Source organism: Vogesella sp. EB (assembly GCF_001037925.1).
Lineage (GTDB): Bacteria > Pseudomonadota > Gammaproteobacteria > Burkholderiales > Chromobacteriaceae > Vogesella > Vogesella indigofera.
Window position 1 is genome coordinate 233,193 of the sequence record NZ_LFDT01000001.1, and the last position, 14,058, is coordinate 247,250.

The 14,058-nt window shown below is 62.9% G+C and carries 18 protein-coding genes; 1 reads left to right on the forward strand and 17 read right to left on the reverse strand.

The window, feature by feature from the left end; genetic code table 11:
* Positions 1-18: 18 nt before the first annotated feature.
* The 5 genes from ACG97_RS01095 to ACG97_RS01115 are packed head-to-tail and all read right to left on the reverse strand — an operon-like array spanning position 19 to position 5,393.
* Entirely contained in the window at positions 19-297 is a 279-nt protein-coding gene (locus ACG97_RS01095) for a phage holin family protein (RefSeq protein ID WP_047965451.1), read from the reverse strand.
* Between the two features lie 54 nt (positions 298-351).
* Positions 352-1,401: a phage late control D family protein gene (locus ACG97_RS01100; RefSeq protein ID WP_047965452.1), complete on the reverse strand. Its 1,050-nt coding sequence runs from the start codon at positions 1,399-1,401 to the stop codon at positions 352-354.
* A 3-nt stretch (positions 1,402-1,404) separates the two neighbouring features.
* The gene (locus tag ACG97_RS01105; protein ID WP_047965453.1) at positions 1,405-1,611 is read right to left on the reverse strand and encodes a tail protein X; all 207 of its coding nucleotides are present in this window, start codon (positions 1,609-1,611) and stop codon (positions 1,405-1,407) included.
* A complete protein-coding gene (locus ACG97_RS01110; protein WP_053068016.1) occupies positions 1,586-2,455 on the reverse strand; it encodes a phage tail protein in 870 nt (289 codons plus the stop codon). Before ACG97_RS01110 ends, ACG97_RS01105 begins: the two co-directional genes overlap by 26 nt.
* A 1-nt stretch (position 2,456) precedes the next feature.
* Positions 2,457-5,393, reverse strand: coding sequence for a phage tail tape measure protein (locus tag ACG97_RS01115; RefSeq protein ID WP_047965454.1), 2,937 nt, complete (start codon positions 5,391-5,393; stop codon positions 2,457-2,459).
* Between the two features lie 12 nt (positions 5,394-5,405).
* Here ACG97_RS01115 and ACG97_RS01120 point away from each other — a divergent pair, with 12 nt between their 5' ends.
* Complete coding sequence (locus tag ACG97_RS01120; RefSeq protein ID WP_047965455.1) at positions 5,406-5,603, forward strand: hypothetical protein; 198 nt, start codon at positions 5,406-5,408, stop codon at positions 5,601-5,603.
* Positions 5,604-5,687: 84 nt separating this feature from the next.
* On the opposite strand, the gene ACG97_RS01125 is transcribed toward ACG97_RS01120, so the two are convergent.
* The 12 genes from ACG97_RS01125 to ACG97_RS01180 all read right to left on the reverse strand — a co-directional run bounded on the left by ACG97_RS01125 (position 5,688) and on the right by ACG97_RS01180 (position 14,058).
* Positions 5,688-5,993 (reverse strand): phage tail assembly protein, encoded by a 306-nt coding sequence (locus ACG97_RS01125; RefSeq protein WP_053068017.1) that lies wholly within the window; start codon positions 5,991-5,993, stop codon positions 5,688-5,690.
* A 62-nt stretch (positions 5,994-6,055) separates the two neighbouring features.
* Entirely contained in the window at positions 6,056-6,559 is a 504-nt protein-coding gene (locus ACG97_RS01130) for a phage major tail tube protein (RefSeq protein WP_047965456.1), read from the reverse strand.
* A 12-nt stretch (positions 6,560-6,571) separates the two neighbouring features.
* Positions 6,572-7,738 carry a phage tail sheath family protein gene (locus tag ACG97_RS01135; protein WP_047965457.1) on the reverse strand — a complete coding sequence of 389 codons (1,167 nt, stop codon included), beginning with the start codon at positions 7,736-7,738 and terminating at the stop codon, positions 6,572-6,574.
* An 86-nt stretch (positions 7,739-7,824) separates the two neighbouring features.
* A complete protein-coding gene (locus ACG97_RS01140) occupies positions 7,825-8,139 on the reverse strand; it encodes a hypothetical protein (protein ID WP_082133598.1) in 315 nt (104 codons plus the stop codon).
* Positions 8,127-8,585, reverse strand: a complete 459-nt coding sequence (locus ACG97_RS01145) for a hypothetical protein (RefSeq protein ID WP_156167835.1) — start codon at positions 8,583-8,585, stop codon at positions 8,127-8,129. Before ACG97_RS01145 ends, ACG97_RS01140 begins: the two co-directional genes overlap by 13 nt.
* Positions 8,586-8,608: 23 nt before the next feature.
* Complete coding sequence (locus ACG97_RS17830) at positions 8,609-10,831, reverse strand: hypothetical protein (RefSeq protein ID WP_053068018.1); 2,223 nt, start codon at positions 10,829-10,831, stop codon at positions 8,609-8,611.
* Positions 10,828-11,394, reverse strand: coding sequence for a phage tail protein I (locus ACG97_RS01155; protein ID WP_047965458.1), 567 nt, complete (start codon positions 11,392-11,394; stop codon positions 10,828-10,830). The genes ACG97_RS17830 and ACG97_RS01155 overlap by 4 nt, the downstream gene beginning before the upstream one ends.
* 2 nt (positions 11,395-11,396) lie before the next feature.
* Positions 11,397-12,326 (reverse strand): baseplate J/gp47 family protein, encoded by a 930-nt coding sequence (locus tag ACG97_RS01160; RefSeq protein ID WP_047965459.1) that lies wholly within the window; start codon positions 12,324-12,326, stop codon positions 11,397-11,399.
* Positions 12,323-12,655, reverse strand: coding sequence for a GPW/gp25 family protein (locus tag ACG97_RS01165; protein WP_047965460.1), 333 nt, complete (start codon positions 12,653-12,655; stop codon positions 12,323-12,325). Before ACG97_RS01165 ends, ACG97_RS01160 begins: the two co-directional genes overlap by 4 nt.
* Before the next feature lie 5 nt (positions 12,656-12,660).
* Complete coding sequence (locus ACG97_RS01170) at positions 12,661-12,870, reverse strand: hypothetical protein (protein WP_047965461.1); 210 nt, start codon at positions 12,868-12,870, stop codon at positions 12,661-12,663.
* Positions 12,871-12,934: 64 nt separating this feature from the next.
* Complete coding sequence (locus ACG97_RS01175; RefSeq protein WP_047965462.1) at positions 12,935-13,570, reverse strand: phage baseplate assembly protein V; 636 nt, start codon at positions 13,568-13,570, stop codon at positions 12,935-12,937.
* Positions 13,567-14,058, reverse strand: a complete 492-nt coding sequence (locus ACG97_RS01180) for a hypothetical protein (protein ID WP_047965463.1) — start codon at positions 14,056-14,058, stop codon at positions 13,567-13,569. The genes ACG97_RS01175 and ACG97_RS01180 overlap by 4 nt, the downstream gene beginning before the upstream one ends.

A 14,058-nucleotide genomic window follows, 5' to 3' on the forward strand; every position in this document is an offset into this window, starting at 1 on the left:
GGTCCTCGGTGGTAATGGTCAGGCAGAAATCTTGTCTGCGCGGCGCTTGAGCCAGGCTTCCAGGTACTGGGCACCAACAATGCCCAGACCGGCGCCAATCCCCACCAGCGCCGGTAGCGGTAGTGCGGGAAACTGCATCAACGCGACGCCAGCAATGGTGGAGGTACCGGCACCCAGAATGGCGCGGCCAAAGATCAGGCGCGTGGTGATGGCTTCATCGCTGGACAGCAGCTTGCCCAGCCCGATCAGCGACCCTACGCACAGCAACCACAACAGTCCTTTTTCATGTTCCTGCATTACAACCCCCTAAAAAGTGAACCCCGCGGAATCGCGGGGCTGGAGTGAAACAAGTCACGGCGCCAATGCCACTAGCACCTTGGGTTTTTTCTGTCCTGCTTTCTTCTTCCCCTTCTTCGCCGGCTCGGCTTTCTTGTTCAGGATCAGTTCCAGACTGGTTTCCCAGCCGCCACTGCTGAAATCATGCGTCACGCTGTCGATGGTCCAGAGGTGGTCGACGCCGTCCTTGATGCCCTGTGTGCGCAGTTTGCGCTCAGCCACGATGTCGGCGCGACCGGCCATGGTGATACTCATGGTGATTTCCGACCGTGCCGCGCGGTTGCTGGCTGCCTTGGCTGCCGCCGCCGCCGTACCTTTGCTACTCGCCGTGTGACGGATCACCCGCGGCGGCGCACTCGGGTTGTCCGGATTGGGCACCAGCACCGATTGCGTCTTGCCGGTGGCATTGTCGTGGTGGCGTACGATGGCGCCGCCAAAGGCGTTGCGATCACTGGACTTGAAATGCCAGCCCTTGATGTCCTTGCGGTGGAGCACCAGCGTGTGCAGCGTCTTGCCGGTGACACTGGCAGTCTGGCCGCCACGCGGCAGCACCAGGATCTGCCCACCCTTCACTGTCGCGGTGGCGTCGTACTGGCCAGCCAGGCGGGTGATGAAGTGCAGATCGGATTCGTTCATCTGATCAGCCCGGGCCACGGTGGCCTTGACCTTGCACATCGCCTTGAGCTTGTTGCGGGTGGCGATGTCCTTCACGACTTGCTCCAGCGTGGCACCTTCCCACGAATGGCGCCGCGGCTGCTTGATCTTGCCGGACATGTCCGCCGGCCGCCCACGAAACACGATGATCTGCGGAGGACCACTGGACTCGACTTCGTCAACCCGGTATTGCCCGATGCGAGTCAGCCCAGTTTCGACATAACCCAGGCTGACATCGAGCATTGCGCCGCGCGGCGGCAGGCCGACGGCGCCGTTTCGGTCGTCCAGGGTAACGGTCAGCTCGTCGGAATCCAGCCCGGCCTTGTCGGTAATGCTGATCGAGATCAGGCGGTCTTGCAGGGTCGCGGTAATGTCCTGACCATTGGCCAGGATACGAAAGGTTGGCCGCATGGTTTACTCCCACAGCGTGACGGTTTCAGTTGTGGCGCTGGCAATGTCCGGCATGGCGATATAGATGCCCTGAGGATACGGCTGTGCCTGCCCGGCCAGATCCACGTTGGCGGCCAGCACCGCCTCAACAGTACCGTTGAGGTGGCCATAGTGCGCGTGGCAGAGACTGTCCAGGCAGTCTCCGTCAGACGTTCTGATAATCTTCGCCATAGCGAGACAGCTCCAGCGTGAAGGCTTGCTTGCGCGGTGCACCGTCGACAAACAGATACGCCTGTTCTTCGTTCAATTGCGCCAGGTACCAGCGCCCCAGGTGCTCACCGTAACCAGTGGTCAGTGTCAGCGGCTGCAGCGCATCACCCAGCTCGCGCAGGCGGTCGATATGTCCGGCACCATGCTGAGCCAGGAAGATCGCCCCCTTCAGCGTGATGCGGTCACCGCCCTTGCTCACCGCCTGCTCTGCCGACCGGCGCGTCAAGCGTTCCTGGCTGGCGATGTTGAACTGGGTGGCACGAGACAGCGTGTCAAACGCGGCCTGCCCCAAAGCAAATCGGAACGGTACGCCCAGCTCCGGCGCCAGCTCCAGCAGGTAGCCCCGAGCCGGCGAGCCACTCATGTCCAGCCCCGCAGCCAGTGCGCCGCCGAATGACTGCACCAGCGAGGTGGCACTGCCACCGCCCATGCGCATGGCGAGGGCGCGCGCGTCTTTCGGTAGCCGCGCATAGGCGGTAAGCGAGTAACCCAGCGCCTGTTTCAGCTTGCTGTTGCTGGCCGCCAGTGCACTACCCGCCGCGTGCAGCAGGTTATTGCTGGAGCCGGTCAGGTCCTTGGCGGCCAACGTCAGCAGCCCGGCCGCACGCTGCACCGTCCTGCTGCTGGCGCCGGTCAGTGGTGCACCAGCCGACAACAGCGCGGCGGCCTTTTCTACCTGCACCGCCGCGCCGGTGGCACTCTTCACCGCCGACGTGACATCGGCCACCGCCCGCGGCAGGTTGGCAACGCCGGCAGCGCGGCTGGCGCCATCAACGGCCAGCCGCAATACTGTTTCAAGCTCCATGTCACCCTCCTACCGGGTCGTACAGACCGCCGCCGCTTGACTTGGCTTTGGCGGACCATTGGTCAAACAACCGCTTCAGGTGCGGCGCCAGCTGCGCGGCGATCTCTGCCGGGTTCTTGGCATCGCCCAGCACCTTGACGTCGATTTTTGGTGAGAAGGTAAAGTGCTGCACGACGGGCGGCGGTGGCGCCTTGGCCGGCGCCGGCTTGGCCGCGGGTATGGCAGCCGGTGCTTTGGCTGCCGCTTCCGGCTTCGCTGTCGCCCCAACCGCAACAGGCCGCTTGATGACCGTCGGCACCAGCAGTTTGGCCTCCTCGTCACCATGCAGCTTGTCGTACAGCCAGCCGCCCAGGGTCTGCTTGCGGCCACCGTTGGCCGCCGTCAGCCCTGCCGTAATGCCGGCATTGATCGCGGTACCGACGCCGTAGCCAGCCACGCCCGCTGCGGCAACCATGCCGGTAGCGGCCGCCGCTGTTGCGGCACCGCCTGTTGCTACGGCACCCAGCGTCGGTGAGGCCATGGCGGCACGACCTGCCGTCACCGTCCCGCCCAGCGAATTACGCACCGCCGCACCGACACGCGTCAGCTTGCCCGGTGGTTTGCCTTTGCTGTCCGGCGCCCCCGGCAAGTCCGGCAGGCCGCCACGCGGCATGTTGGTGACGAACACCTGCTGCACACCGGCGCCAGGCTTGCCACCACCCAACACCTCAGAGAGCACACCGGGCAGACCGCCCTTGCCTGCCGCTGCCCCAGCTTTGCCACCCAGCGTGGTCAGCACCTTGCCGGCGCCCCACTGCACAGCACCACCGACAATGCGCTTGGCCGCAATGCCCAGCGTCACCACGCCCGCGGCCAGCCCCAGCGTCGATGCTTCCGGATGACTCTGCGCAAAACTGGTACCAAGCTGCAGCAGCGATGACGCCAGATCGGCCGCACCGTTGGTCACCGGCCGGATGGCATCCCCGACGGCGATCATGCTGGCGTTAAAGTCCGCCGCCACCGCCTCCCAACGGCTGTTCGATGTGTCGTCGCGAGCGGCTTTGTCCCCTTCCAGTTTCTTGCCACCATCCGTGCTCTGGATCTTGGTCAGGTCGCTCTTGATCTGGCCACCGTACTTGATCTGTGCCAGCGCGCCGGAGCGCGCCTGCTGGTCGGTCAGGATGTCGGCCAGGCCGGCCATTTTCAGGTAGGCATCCAGCGCCTCGTTCTCTTGCTGCTTGTTGCCGCCGCTGTTCTTGATCCTGGCTTTCAGATCCGCCAGCTTCTTCGCCTGCGCCGGGTCCTGCTTGGCGGTGAGCTTTTCCGTCAGCGCGATAAAGGCCTCAACCGGGTTGTAACCGGCCTTCATGTACGCCTTCATCGACTCCTGCAGTGACACGCCAGCATCGGCAAACTTCTTGTCGGTATCCGGCGCGGTGATCTTGGCCAGCAGGTTCTTGAAGTTGTTGGCAGCGCTGTCCGGGTCACCGGTCAGCTTGACCTGCGCCTGCAGGCTGGCGGCGATGTAGCGCACCGCGTCCGGGCCCTGAAAACCCAGCGCGCCGGTGGTAGCCAGCAGCTCCGGCATGAAGCGGGCCATCTTGTCCGACTCGAACGCGCCCAGATCGCCGGCGACGGCCACCTCGCCCATGGTCTTGCGCATGTCTTTCTGCGACACGCCGTTCTGGCCGAAGGAGTAGATCAGTTTGGAAGCGTCTTCCGGCGCCATCTTCTGGCCTTTGACCAGCTCGGCCAGCAGGCTGCCGTGGCCAATGGCTTCCTGCCACCCCATACCTTGTGTCACCAGACCATTGATGGCCTGCGCCAGCTGGGTGCGGTCCATCTTCTGGTCGGCGGCAATCTGCATGATGCCGCTGACCAGCTCCTTCTCGCCGGCCTTGTTCGCGATACCAGACTTGATCGCGATGTCGCGGGTCTCTGCCTGGAAATCACCGCTGATCTTGGTAGGCACGGCGGCGGCACCGATGGTGGTCACCCCGGCAGTTTTGCCCAGCTCGATGCCGGACTGGATCTGGCCGATACCATGCTGCTGCCACTGCATGCCCTTTTCGGTCTGCTGCAGCTTGCGCATGGCCTTGTCGAGGTTGCCGACCTCAATACCCATATCGCGCAGCTTGGCGGTGTTCGCCGCCAGTTTGTCGCGCAGCGGTACGTTGGCCAGCTGCTGCTGGCCCTGGGCGGCCTGTTTGGCCGCCTCCCCTAGTTTGACGGTCTGGCGGGTTGTATCTCCGACTGCGGTACCGGTGTTGCGCAGCTCGCTGCGGGTGGTCTGCAGCGTGGCACGCTTGCCCTCGAACGCCGCTTTGGCCGCAGCGGCCGCGCGCTGTGCCTTGCCCAGCTCGCTGGTCAGCCGAGCTTCTTCCGATGTGGCCGCCTTGGCCGCATCGATCTGGGCTTTCTTGGCAACGGCCAGCGCCTTGGCCTGCTGAGAGGCACCACGGGCGGCATCGGCCTCATCCTTCAGCGCCAGCACCTGCTGGCGGGTCAAGGCGCTGTTGTTCTTGCCGTCCTGCCACGCTGCACGCTTGATGTCGGCATGTGCCGCGGCCAATCTTGCCGACTCCGACAGCGCACGGTGTTCGGCTTCCAGCGCCGGCACCGCCGCGGCTTGGCCGGCGGCGGCCTGCTTGGCGGTGTTCAGCGCCCGGGCCAGCTCGCCGACACGGGCGGTGGACGCCTGCCAATCTTTCTCCAGCCCGCCCAGCTCGCCCCGCAATTGGCGTACGCTTTCCAGCCCGATCCGGCGCCCGGCCTTGTCTGCCTCGGCCAGTTCGCGCTGCAGGCGTTGGGTCTCACCAATCAGGCTCTTGATGCCCTTGGTGTCCGCCATGCCCTTTTGCAGGCCTTCCACCGATTTCTGCGTCTTGCCGACGGCGGCGCCCAGCGTTGCGGATACGGCGCCACCGATTACAATACCAATGGCAACATCTTTAGACATACGGGCCCTTCAATGCACGCAGGCAAATGGTTTGATCTGATCGGAACGGCAGTGGTCTTGCTGATGGCCGCCGGTGGCGCGCTATACGGCATCAGCCAGCACGGGCTATCCACCGTGACCGTGCTGTACGGCGCGCTGGCTGGGGTGCTGGTGGGCTGCACCCCGATCGTGGCCATCGCCTTGCTGCTGTACTGGCTGTCCCGCCGCTAATCCGACGACTCATCCACTGCCAGCCATTGCGCCAGCTCGGACACAGGTACCGCGCGGATCTCGTCCCGGCCCCAGCCGTAGCGCTCAGCCAGCCGGCGTGACCACACCCACCACAGCGGACTGTTTCCCGTCGGCAGCTGGTTCTTCCGCAGACAGCCGAAGATAGGCTTTCTGCAACTTGCCGTAATCGCGCAGCGTCACCTGGCGCAGATCGTCCGGCGCGCAACCGGCCATATTCGCCAGCATGGTCATTTCAAACTTCGCGTCATCATTGCCCGCCAACTGGCGGGCATCGAGCTGATCGCCGACCGTCGGTTCGCGCAGCACGACTTGATTGGTTGGCAAGCCATTGATGGTGACCGGGGTAGACAGCTTGATGGTTTCGTTCATGGGGTTGTCCTGAAATGACAACGCCCCGCACAAGGCGGGGCGTCAAAGGTTGGCCGCGAGGGTTACAGGCCCAGCGCGGCACGTTCGGCAGCGAGTTCGTCCACACCATCAATGATGCGGATCAGGCCAACCGGATCGATCTCGTACACCACGGCGCCATCGACTTCCAGCTTGTAGTAGTCCGGCGTGAGGGTGTACTTGGTTTCGTTCTTTTTGCCGGCCTCCCAGTTGCCCATGTCGACTTCGGTGAGCAGGCCGCGCAGGGTGCAGACGGCACCGACGACCTTCCCCTTCCTGTCAGTAAATGCACCGCGGAAAGTACCATTGAAGGCACTGCCATCGGCCAGGCCGAACATCGCCAGCGACGCCTTGTCGATACCGGTCAGCGTAAAGCCGGCCTCCATTTTTTCCAGCCCGATGGCAAAGTCGATTTCGGCATCCATGCCGCCGCCGCGCCAGGCCTCGGTCTTGCGCTTGAGCTTGGGCAGCTGCACCTGCGAGGCCTTGCCGGCGTAGCTGGTGCCCCCCAGGGCCAGGGTAAAGTTGGTGAGTGTTTGCGGAACCATGATTTTTCCTTGTTAAGCAGCCAGCACTTCGGTGATCCACTGGTTCGTCACTTCCACACGGAAGATCGGGTTCTCAGCCGGTGGCACGTCGGTAAAGCGGATGTTCCAGTACACCTTGCCCTCTTCCAGCTGCGAGGCCGTATTCAGCACCGGGTCCGGGTAAACCTCGAAGTTGATGATGGCGCCGGCATTGCGCAGGTCGCGCATGAACGCATCCAGCCCTACGGTCACATCATGCACATAGGTCTTGGTGATGCCCTTGTCGACCGCCCACTGGTGGCCGCGCAGGATGGCATCCATCACCATATCGGTGGTGCGCACGCGGGTGACAAACGACCACTTCGGATCGGCCGACAGCGTGCGGTTGCCCCACAGGCGGAAGCCGCCCTCGCGGATGATGGTGGACACATACGCCTGGTTCAGCAGGTTGGCGCGGCAGGTCGGATCGCCATACAGGTATTCCACCGGACGGCCGGTGCCCAACACTTCGGCAAACTCGGTGTTGGATGGCGACGCCCAGAAACCGACCTCGGCATCCTTGGCCGCGAACAGGCCAGCAACGGCACCCGACGACGGCAGCAGGATTTCGCTGCTGCTGGTGGTATCCCACACCTTGTTGCCGCCGGCATCGACCAGGTACAGCCGCTTGCTGCCAAAGTTAGCCGCGTAGGCAATGGCGGCATCATCGGTGGTGTTGGGGCCGTCGATGATGCCGATGGCGCGCAGCTTGCCGGCCAGGCTATCTATGGCGCTGGCTACCGCCTGCGTCGACGAGTGGCCCGGCGCCACCAACAGCCGCGGCTGCAAATTGACTGCGGACTTACCATCCAGCAGCGCCTGCAGGCCGGTACGCACCCCGCCGGCAGTCACACCGCCGATGATGGCACTGGTCTGCAGCGCAGGATCGGCATTGGCCTCGACACCGACAGCGACGATGGCCGCGCGGGTCTTGCTGTAGATGGCCTTGAGCTGGCGGAACATCGGGCTGTTCTCGCCAAACGCTGCCGCCGCCTCGCGATCATTGGTGATCTTCACCGGCTGGTTTGGCGTCGCCAGACCAGCCCCCGGCGTGAAGGTGTCGGCGATACCGATGATCGACGACGACGGCAGCGCAATGGTGCGCGGCCCGCTGTCGACCAGCGTGACGGTAACACCGTGGAACAACGACTCGTTAGCCATATCTTCTCCCAAATGGGCGTAAAAAAACCCGCCAGTGGCGGGTACATGTGATTGGTTGGTGTTTAGCTGGGTCAGCCTGTTTCTATTCAGCGATTCGTCGCTATCACGTCACCTTCATCGGCTTCGATGCTCTTCTGGCAGTGACCGGGATCCAGCCAATCCAGCACACGGCACAGTAGGCACCAGTGCCAGACGCCACGGCGCGCGCCTTTGCCGGCTCGCGAGCTGATAGTCTCGTCTTCACTACCGCCGATGGCTGCGTTCGCAGCCTGATCCAGCGCCACTGCCACACGTTGCGTCCGTTGACTGCCGACCAGCGCGGAAGGCAAAGCCCACGCCATGGCGAATAGGCCGGCTACCGTTGCAGCGAACCACAGACCCAACAGCTTCAGGCGGGCCATTTGATTGCCTCCAGCCGCTCGGTCGCATCCGGCGCATACAGGTCGATCGCCATCATGGTTGCTTCCAGTACCGCCTTGCACTGGATGGCGACGATGATCGCGGACTTGCCATCAATGCCTACCTGCTGGATCTGCGTGGCGGAGTGTGGGCGCATTGCCCAGTTGCCATTTTCGTCAGCACACCAGAATGGCGTGGCCCAGTCGATCGGCAGATTCGGCATCAACGATGAGAGCACCGACGATGCAAGGTTCTGCTGGTCAGTATCCTTGGCTGGATAGGTGTGGACGTTACCGAGCGCCGCAGAGGCGAAACCTGCGATGATGGCATTACTGCAATCCCGCTCGAGCTCGGCCAGTTTGGCCGCACGCGCGGCACCGAATTGCTGCCGGGTAATTTCTTCAACGGAGGCGGCGCGGTCACCTGGTTGGCAGTCCCCTTCGTACATGTTCCCTTGACGGTCAACCCACATTAGAAGGCCCTCTCATCTGTCACAAAAATTCGCCAGTTGCCCGGAGTCAGCGAAGCTGCCGCGCCTGTCGTTCTGTTAATCGAATACAACCCGCCAGAGGCACCAGTCGTCACACTCATCGAGTTTCGATCTTCAAGAGTGAACTGATTACCCTGGATATAGTTCGCGTTTACACCCAGTTGCGGCACCGTCACCATGCCTGGTGTAAACCCGTACTCTGCTATGTAATTTCGGACATGGAATTTGCCCTTCCGAAGGTCCGCAGGCACGCCAATGTTGGATGAAAATGCGGTGCGGACACCGCTGGCCGGCACGGCTGTATCCGCAGACTTGTACTTGCCCTGGTACGCATAGCTCACCACGCTGGACACGCCGGCCGCCCCAGTGATTACCTCACCTACGTACAGTTTGTTGCTGACGGTGAATGCGGGACTGCTACCGTCGCCGGGGCTGGCTGCCGCAGGCGATTTCATCGTCCAGGTGGCCAAGTCGAACCAGTCGGACGCGTAGCCAGGGGCGGCGATCGACTTGGCCGCAGTCGGCACAGCGTAGGCAGTGCCGCCCGGGTGGTCGCAATACGGCAGGAACTCGAACTCGTCGATGTAGCCGGGGAAAAAGATGGCCGTGTTGCCGGCGCCAACCGTGGCCATCGTCACCGGGCAGATGCGCAGCGCACTCGCCGTACTGGCCTCTTGGGCACCATTGACGTACAGCCGGTAGTAGCCGGCAACGGCGTCATAGGTCAGTTCAACGAAATACGCCGTCCCCACGATGGGCGTCGTCGAACCAAAGGTTGCGTTGGTAATGTCGTTCGACGTGCCATTGGACGACAGGGCATAGCCAAACTTGATGGAGCCACCCATGTTGCCGATGTAGAGCTGCACCCCGAGGCTGCTGGCGTTGAACATACCCGCCAGGCAGAACGAGATACCATTCCCAGGCAGCGCGCTCGGGTTGAACCAGCCGCGAATAGCCCAGCTTCCACCCCCTAGGCCAGTGAAATTCGTCGATTTGATGAAGTCACCGGCACCGTTCAACGCATTGTTCACTCCGCTACCGCCGAGTGCCGTGCCACCGAACTTCGACCAAGAACTCTGCAGCTTCGCGCCACCATGTGCTACCCAAGTGTTGCCGAAGTCGTCCAGTATTGAGGCACTACCTGCTGCACCATCAAAGTGCAACAGTGCTTGGGCTGCCTGGTTGTAGGTGTAGCCATACTGCACTGGCGCCAGTGTGGCACTAGCGCTTAGGTTACCGGCACCATTACGGGCGATGGCCAGAAAGTTCAGGCTATTGGCCGGCAGGTTCGACCAGTAGCCAGCGGCATCCGCAGTGATCCGCTCGATGTAGTCGACCGATCCGCCTTGGCCGAAACCGGCAGAAAAGGCAAGGGTTAACGCAGCGGCCGTCGCGCTAAGGTTGACCGCAAGTCCAGCGCCGGCGCTGATGAAATTGGCGCGGCCATTAACATCAGTCACACCACACAGCACCGTCTGGCGCACCGGTACCGACTGCGCTGCCAGCTGGACAAACTCGGTAGTCGCCAGCTTGGTCGAATTGTCGCCCTGTGGCTGTGTCGGCGCCGTCGGGAGTCCTGTAAGCGCTGGACTCGCAAGCGGCGCCTTTAGCGCGAGCGCGTTGGTAATTGTGGTGGCGAAGTTCGCGTCATTACCGAGTGCTGCCGCCAGCTCAGTCAAGGTATCGAGCGCAGCAGGGGCTGATGCAACAAATGCTGCAAGGGCGGCCTGCACGAATGCGGTGTTGGCGAGTTGCGTGGTGTTGGTGCCGGGGTCCGCAGTTGGTGCGGTCGGCGTGCCAGATAGCGCAGCATTGGCCGGCAGGTCAGCAGACTGTAGCGCCCGGGCAGCTGTCACACGGCCCTTGCTATCGATGGTCACCACCGGGTAAGTGCCGGCAGCCACGCCAGTATTGGCCAGCGTCATCGCCGCGGAGACGTTGCCACCGCCGTCGAAGGTCACTACCCAGCTGCCATCGCCGGTCATGGCGATGCTGCGACCCGTTTTGAGGCGATTGGCAAATTCGATTGTCAGCGCACCGCTGACTACGTCGTCGATTTTCTTCTTGAGGAACTCGGAGCGCTCCAGCAGTTCCAGTGGTGCCCGGTTGAGCGGGCCACCATCGCCGCCGAGCAGGCGTTCCAACACCTCGAACCGGGTGACGTCCGGCCAGCCTGGCACGGCCGGTGCATTCAGTTTTGTCATGTGTTAACTACTCCAGCGGTATAGCTGCCATCGGCGATGGCAAGGCCGTTTGCGATAAGGGAAGCTCCGGTAAAGTCGATGCCCCACAGCACACTGCGGGCGGGAGCTACATCGGCAAGGACGGCGCGGGCGACCCGGGATTGCTCGACCGACAGTAGCTTGTCGATTTGCACGCGGTATTCCACCCAGCCGTCCGGGTCGCCGCCGGTACCAAAGCCATCCGCCGTCAGGGTTCCATCGGCGATGTAGTGGTGGTTGCCCTCCTGGATGACTACCTCGCCCAGCCCAAGCGACCGGAAAACATCGCGCACGGCGGATACAGTTCCCTTGCGGCGATGCACGCTGATTGAGTTCTTGATCAGGTTGCGCTGCTGCTCCTCGTTGATGGCGTCGTCAAAGTTCTCGACCGAGCGTTCCCAGGCCAACCACGGCAGTTGTGCTGCGGGGCTGCGCGTGGAGTCGGCAATGCCACGTAGCTGGGTGACATCCACATCCAAAAACGTCGCATCGGCCAGAGCGGCTTCGAAGGGGGTGCGGTTCGGGGGTAGGAGGTAGCGGCTCATGGTCAGTTCAGTGGCACTTTCTTATCCAGTGTGATGACCGTGCAGAGCGGAAACTCGCCGACACCTCCAGCGATGGTTGTGAGCGGTGACAGTAGGGTCACGTCATGAACACCTGGCACCCTGATGGCGGTAATCAAGGCGGAGGTCGGCAAGCCGGATGCTGCGTGTCCGGTACCGAGCTTGCGTGCCGAGGCGAGCAAGGCTTCAACTCGTTCTTGTGCTCCCGACAGCCCGCCGGACAGCGCTTCGCCGCCTTCAGTGAATTCAAGCTGCGCGTGGATTCCGAAGGTCACAGGCTTGCCCGCCTTGGGCGTCACTGTGTCATTAAGGGGGCGGACATCTTCAGCAGAGAGTGAGGCAGCTACGGCATCCAGCAGATCTTGATCCGGTACGCCATCGGCGCGGACATCGAGTAACCAGACATGAATTTCACCAGGGGCCGGCGAGTCGACGCGCAGCGGGCCAAAACCTCGGGAGTCGATGAAGGCGTCGGCGACGTTGGCCGAAGCGGACAGAGCGTGGAACAGGTAAGCGCCACGGCTGCCGGCAACAGTTATGCCTTCCATCGCCATCTGCGCTCGATATCTCAGTCGATCATCGTCTTCCCATTCCGCATCAACTGGCGGAGTGGCATCGGGATCGGCGGGAGTGATCAACAGACGGGTGACGCCATAGTCGGCCGCGCGGTTGTCGAGGTCGGCGCCAGTGGCGTAGGCCAGCATGGTGGCCTTGGCGGCATCGTTGATGCGGGCTCGCAGCATCATTTCGTCGTACGCCGCAAGCTCCAGCAGTTTCACGACCGGGTCGGACTCCAGCGCCGCACTGTAGTCGGGGTATAGCGACTGAAACCGCGCCAGCTTGTTGGCATAGATGGTTTCAAAATCGAGTTCCTCGATCACCGCAGGTGCGGGCAGTTGGGTCAGGTCAATCATGCTGTCACGTCCAGTATCTGGGTTTCACCGATGTAGTCGCCTTCGATGCGGAACACCGGGCGCCCATCGATCAGGGAGATCAGCGACACGCGCTTGAGCTTGATCCGCGGCTCCCAGCGGGCAAGCGCCCTGGCCGCCTCGCTCTGCACTGCAGCGATCCAACCGGGATTGACCGGCTGGTCGACCATGCGCGGGATGTTGCTGCCGTACTCTGGCCGCATCCGCCTGCTGCCGATCGGGGTGCTCAGGATGTCAGCCAGCGACTGCCGCAGGTGCTCGATGCCGCTCACCGGCTGGCCGGTGTCCCGGTTCATGCCAGTGAGGCTCATCGGGTTTACTCCGCAGCGCTGTCAGCCGTTGCCGGCTGACGGGCAAAGTCGGCGTGGCTATCCAGAAACGCAATCACGTCCTTGTCGGACGTGGTCACGGTGTAGTTATCTACCGGTACCGCGCGGCCATCTTTCAGGACCAGGGTGCGCGACTTGAATGCCTTGTCGCAGAAGACTTGCTCGGCAACAGTGACTGGCGGGGTTGGTTTACTCATGACGGCTCCAGAAATGAAAAAACCCGCCAGCGGCGGGTGGGTGGTTCAATTGCAAACGGGTAAATCATGTCGGCGGGCCAACTGGTGCGCCATCGCCCTGCTCTACGTGGCTATGCCCACCCAAACTGATGTCACCAGCGGTGACGTCAGCATCGGAGTGGATATCGCCCTTGGCCTCAATAGCGCCGCCAAAGCTTGCCTTGGCGCCACCATTGGCCAAGTGGTTGATGGCAGCGCCGACGGTCAGGTTGTTGGTCACCATGACGTCCTGCGCATCCAGCGTGATGGTGGTGGTCTTCACCGTCACGCTGTCGGCCGCATTCACGTTGACGGTTTTGACACCGTCCACCAGCAGTGCGCCAGCGGCGTGGTCGTACTCCATCACCGCACCATCCGGCATCAGCCAGCCGACCACGCCGGGGCGGCCATCGCCATCAAACTCACCGGTATAGAAACCGATGATGGCAACACCCTGCGCCGGATCACCGGACGGGCTCAGCAGCACAGCCTGTTCGCCAATGCTGGGCGGCCGCCAGTGGCGGGCTCGCCCTGCTGCCACCGCATTCCACATCACCCAGTCCGATGTCCAGCCGTCGGACTCGATGCGCACGCGTGGCGGCTTCATCTGCACCGCCGCCACATTACCCAGCATGATCAGGCTGGAGAGCTGACGGTCCATTTCCGACTGTTCATAGCTCATGGCGTCACTACCGACTCTGTATCTCCGTCGACGGACCACTGCACCTCGCGCGGCTCGAACGACGGCAATGCGATGTCGGAGGGTTCGCCGACTTCCAGCTCGTGCACCCACTCCACCAGCCACACCAGGTAGCCATCCAGCTCGGCATGGTGAAAACCATCCGGCCCGATCTGGCGAAGTTTGGCGGGCGTCACCGGTTGGTCGAAAGTCGTGGCCGCGTGTACCTGCGCCGCCACGCGCGCGGCCAGCTGACGCACAGCCAGCTCGGCCTTGGCCGCGGTCGGATCACACACCACCCGGGCCTGAATAATGGCGACCAGCGCCAGCTCGCCGGTGCCGGGGTCGGTGCCTGGCTCAAATTCAGCCAGCTCCAGCACCAGCAATGGCAGGCTGACGCGCTCGCCCAGCTCCGGGTAAAACTGAACATCCACTTCCGGCAGGGCTGCGGCCAACCTTTGTTCGATGGCGTCGTGTAGTGCTTCAATCAT

Bases quoted from the DNA above. Each gene is read 5' to 3' on its own strand.
- ACG97_RS01110 (WP_053068016.1), bottom strand. From the start codon at position 2,455: ATGGAGCTTGAAACAGTATTGCGGCTGGCCGTTGATGGCGCCAGCCGC.
- ACG97_RS01170 (WP_047965461.1), bottom strand. From the start codon at position 12,870: ATGAGTAAACCAACCCCGCCAGTCACTGTTGCCGAGCAAGTCTTCTGC.
- ACG97_RS01145 (WP_156167835.1), bottom strand. From the start codon at position 8,585: ATGTACGAAGGGGACTGCCAACCAGGTGACCGCGCCGCCTCCGTTGAA.
- ACG97_RS01105 (WP_047965453.1), bottom strand. From the start codon at position 1,611: ATGGCGAAGATTATCAGAACGTCTGACGGAGACTGCCTGGACAGTCTC.
- ACG97_RS01175 (WP_047965462.1), bottom strand. From the start codon at position 13,570: ATGAGCTATGAACAGTCGGAAATGGACCGTCAGCTCTCCAGCCTGATC.
- ACG97_RS01180 (WP_047965463.1), bottom strand. From the start codon at position 14,058: ATGATTGAAGCACTACACGACGCCATCGAACAAAGGTTGGCCGCAGCC.
- ACG97_RS01120 (WP_047965455.1), top strand. From the start codon at position 5,406: ATGCACGCAGGCAAATGGTTTGATCTGATCGGAACGGCAGTGGTCTTG.
- ACG97_RS17830 (WP_053068018.1), bottom strand. From the start codon at position 10,831: ATGACAAAACTGAATGCACCGGCCGTGCCAGGCTGGCCGGACGTCACC.
- ACG97_RS01095 (WP_047965451.1), bottom strand. From the start codon at position 297: ATGCAGGAACATGAAAAAGGACTGTTGTGGTTGCTGTGCGTAGGGTCG.
- ACG97_RS01140 (WP_082133598.1), bottom strand. From the start codon at position 8,139: ATGGCCCGCCTGAAGCTGTTGGGTCTGTGGTTCGCTGCAACGGTAGCC.
- ACG97_RS01165 (WP_047965460.1), bottom strand. From the start codon at position 12,655: ATGAGCCTCACTGGCATGAACCGGGACACCGGCCAGCCGGTGAGCGGC.
- ACG97_RS01155 (WP_047965458.1), bottom strand. From the start codon at position 11,394: ATGAGCCGCTACCTCCTACCCCCGAACCGCACCCCCTTCGAAGCCGCT.
- ACG97_RS01125 (WP_053068017.1), bottom strand. From the start codon at position 5,993: ATGAACGAAACCATCAAGCTGTCTACCCCGGTCACCATCAATGGCTTG.
- ACG97_RS01100 (WP_047965452.1), bottom strand. From the start codon at position 1,401: ATGCGGCCAACCTTTCGTATCCTGGCCAATGGTCAGGACATTACCGCG.
- ACG97_RS01135 (WP_047965457.1), bottom strand. From the start codon at position 7,738: ATGGCTAACGAGTCGTTGTTCCACGGTGTTACCGTCACGCTGGTCGAC.
- ACG97_RS01160 (WP_047965459.1), bottom strand. From the start codon at position 12,326: ATGATTGACCTGACCCAACTGCCCGCACCTGCGGTGATCGAGGAACTC.
- ACG97_RS01130 (WP_047965456.1), bottom strand. From the start codon at position 6,559: ATGGTTCCGCAAACACTCACCAACTTTACCCTGGCCCTGGGGGGCACC.
- ACG97_RS01115 (WP_047965454.1), bottom strand. From the start codon at position 5,393: ATGTCTAAAGATGTTGCCATTGGTATTGTAATCGGTGGCGCCGTATCC.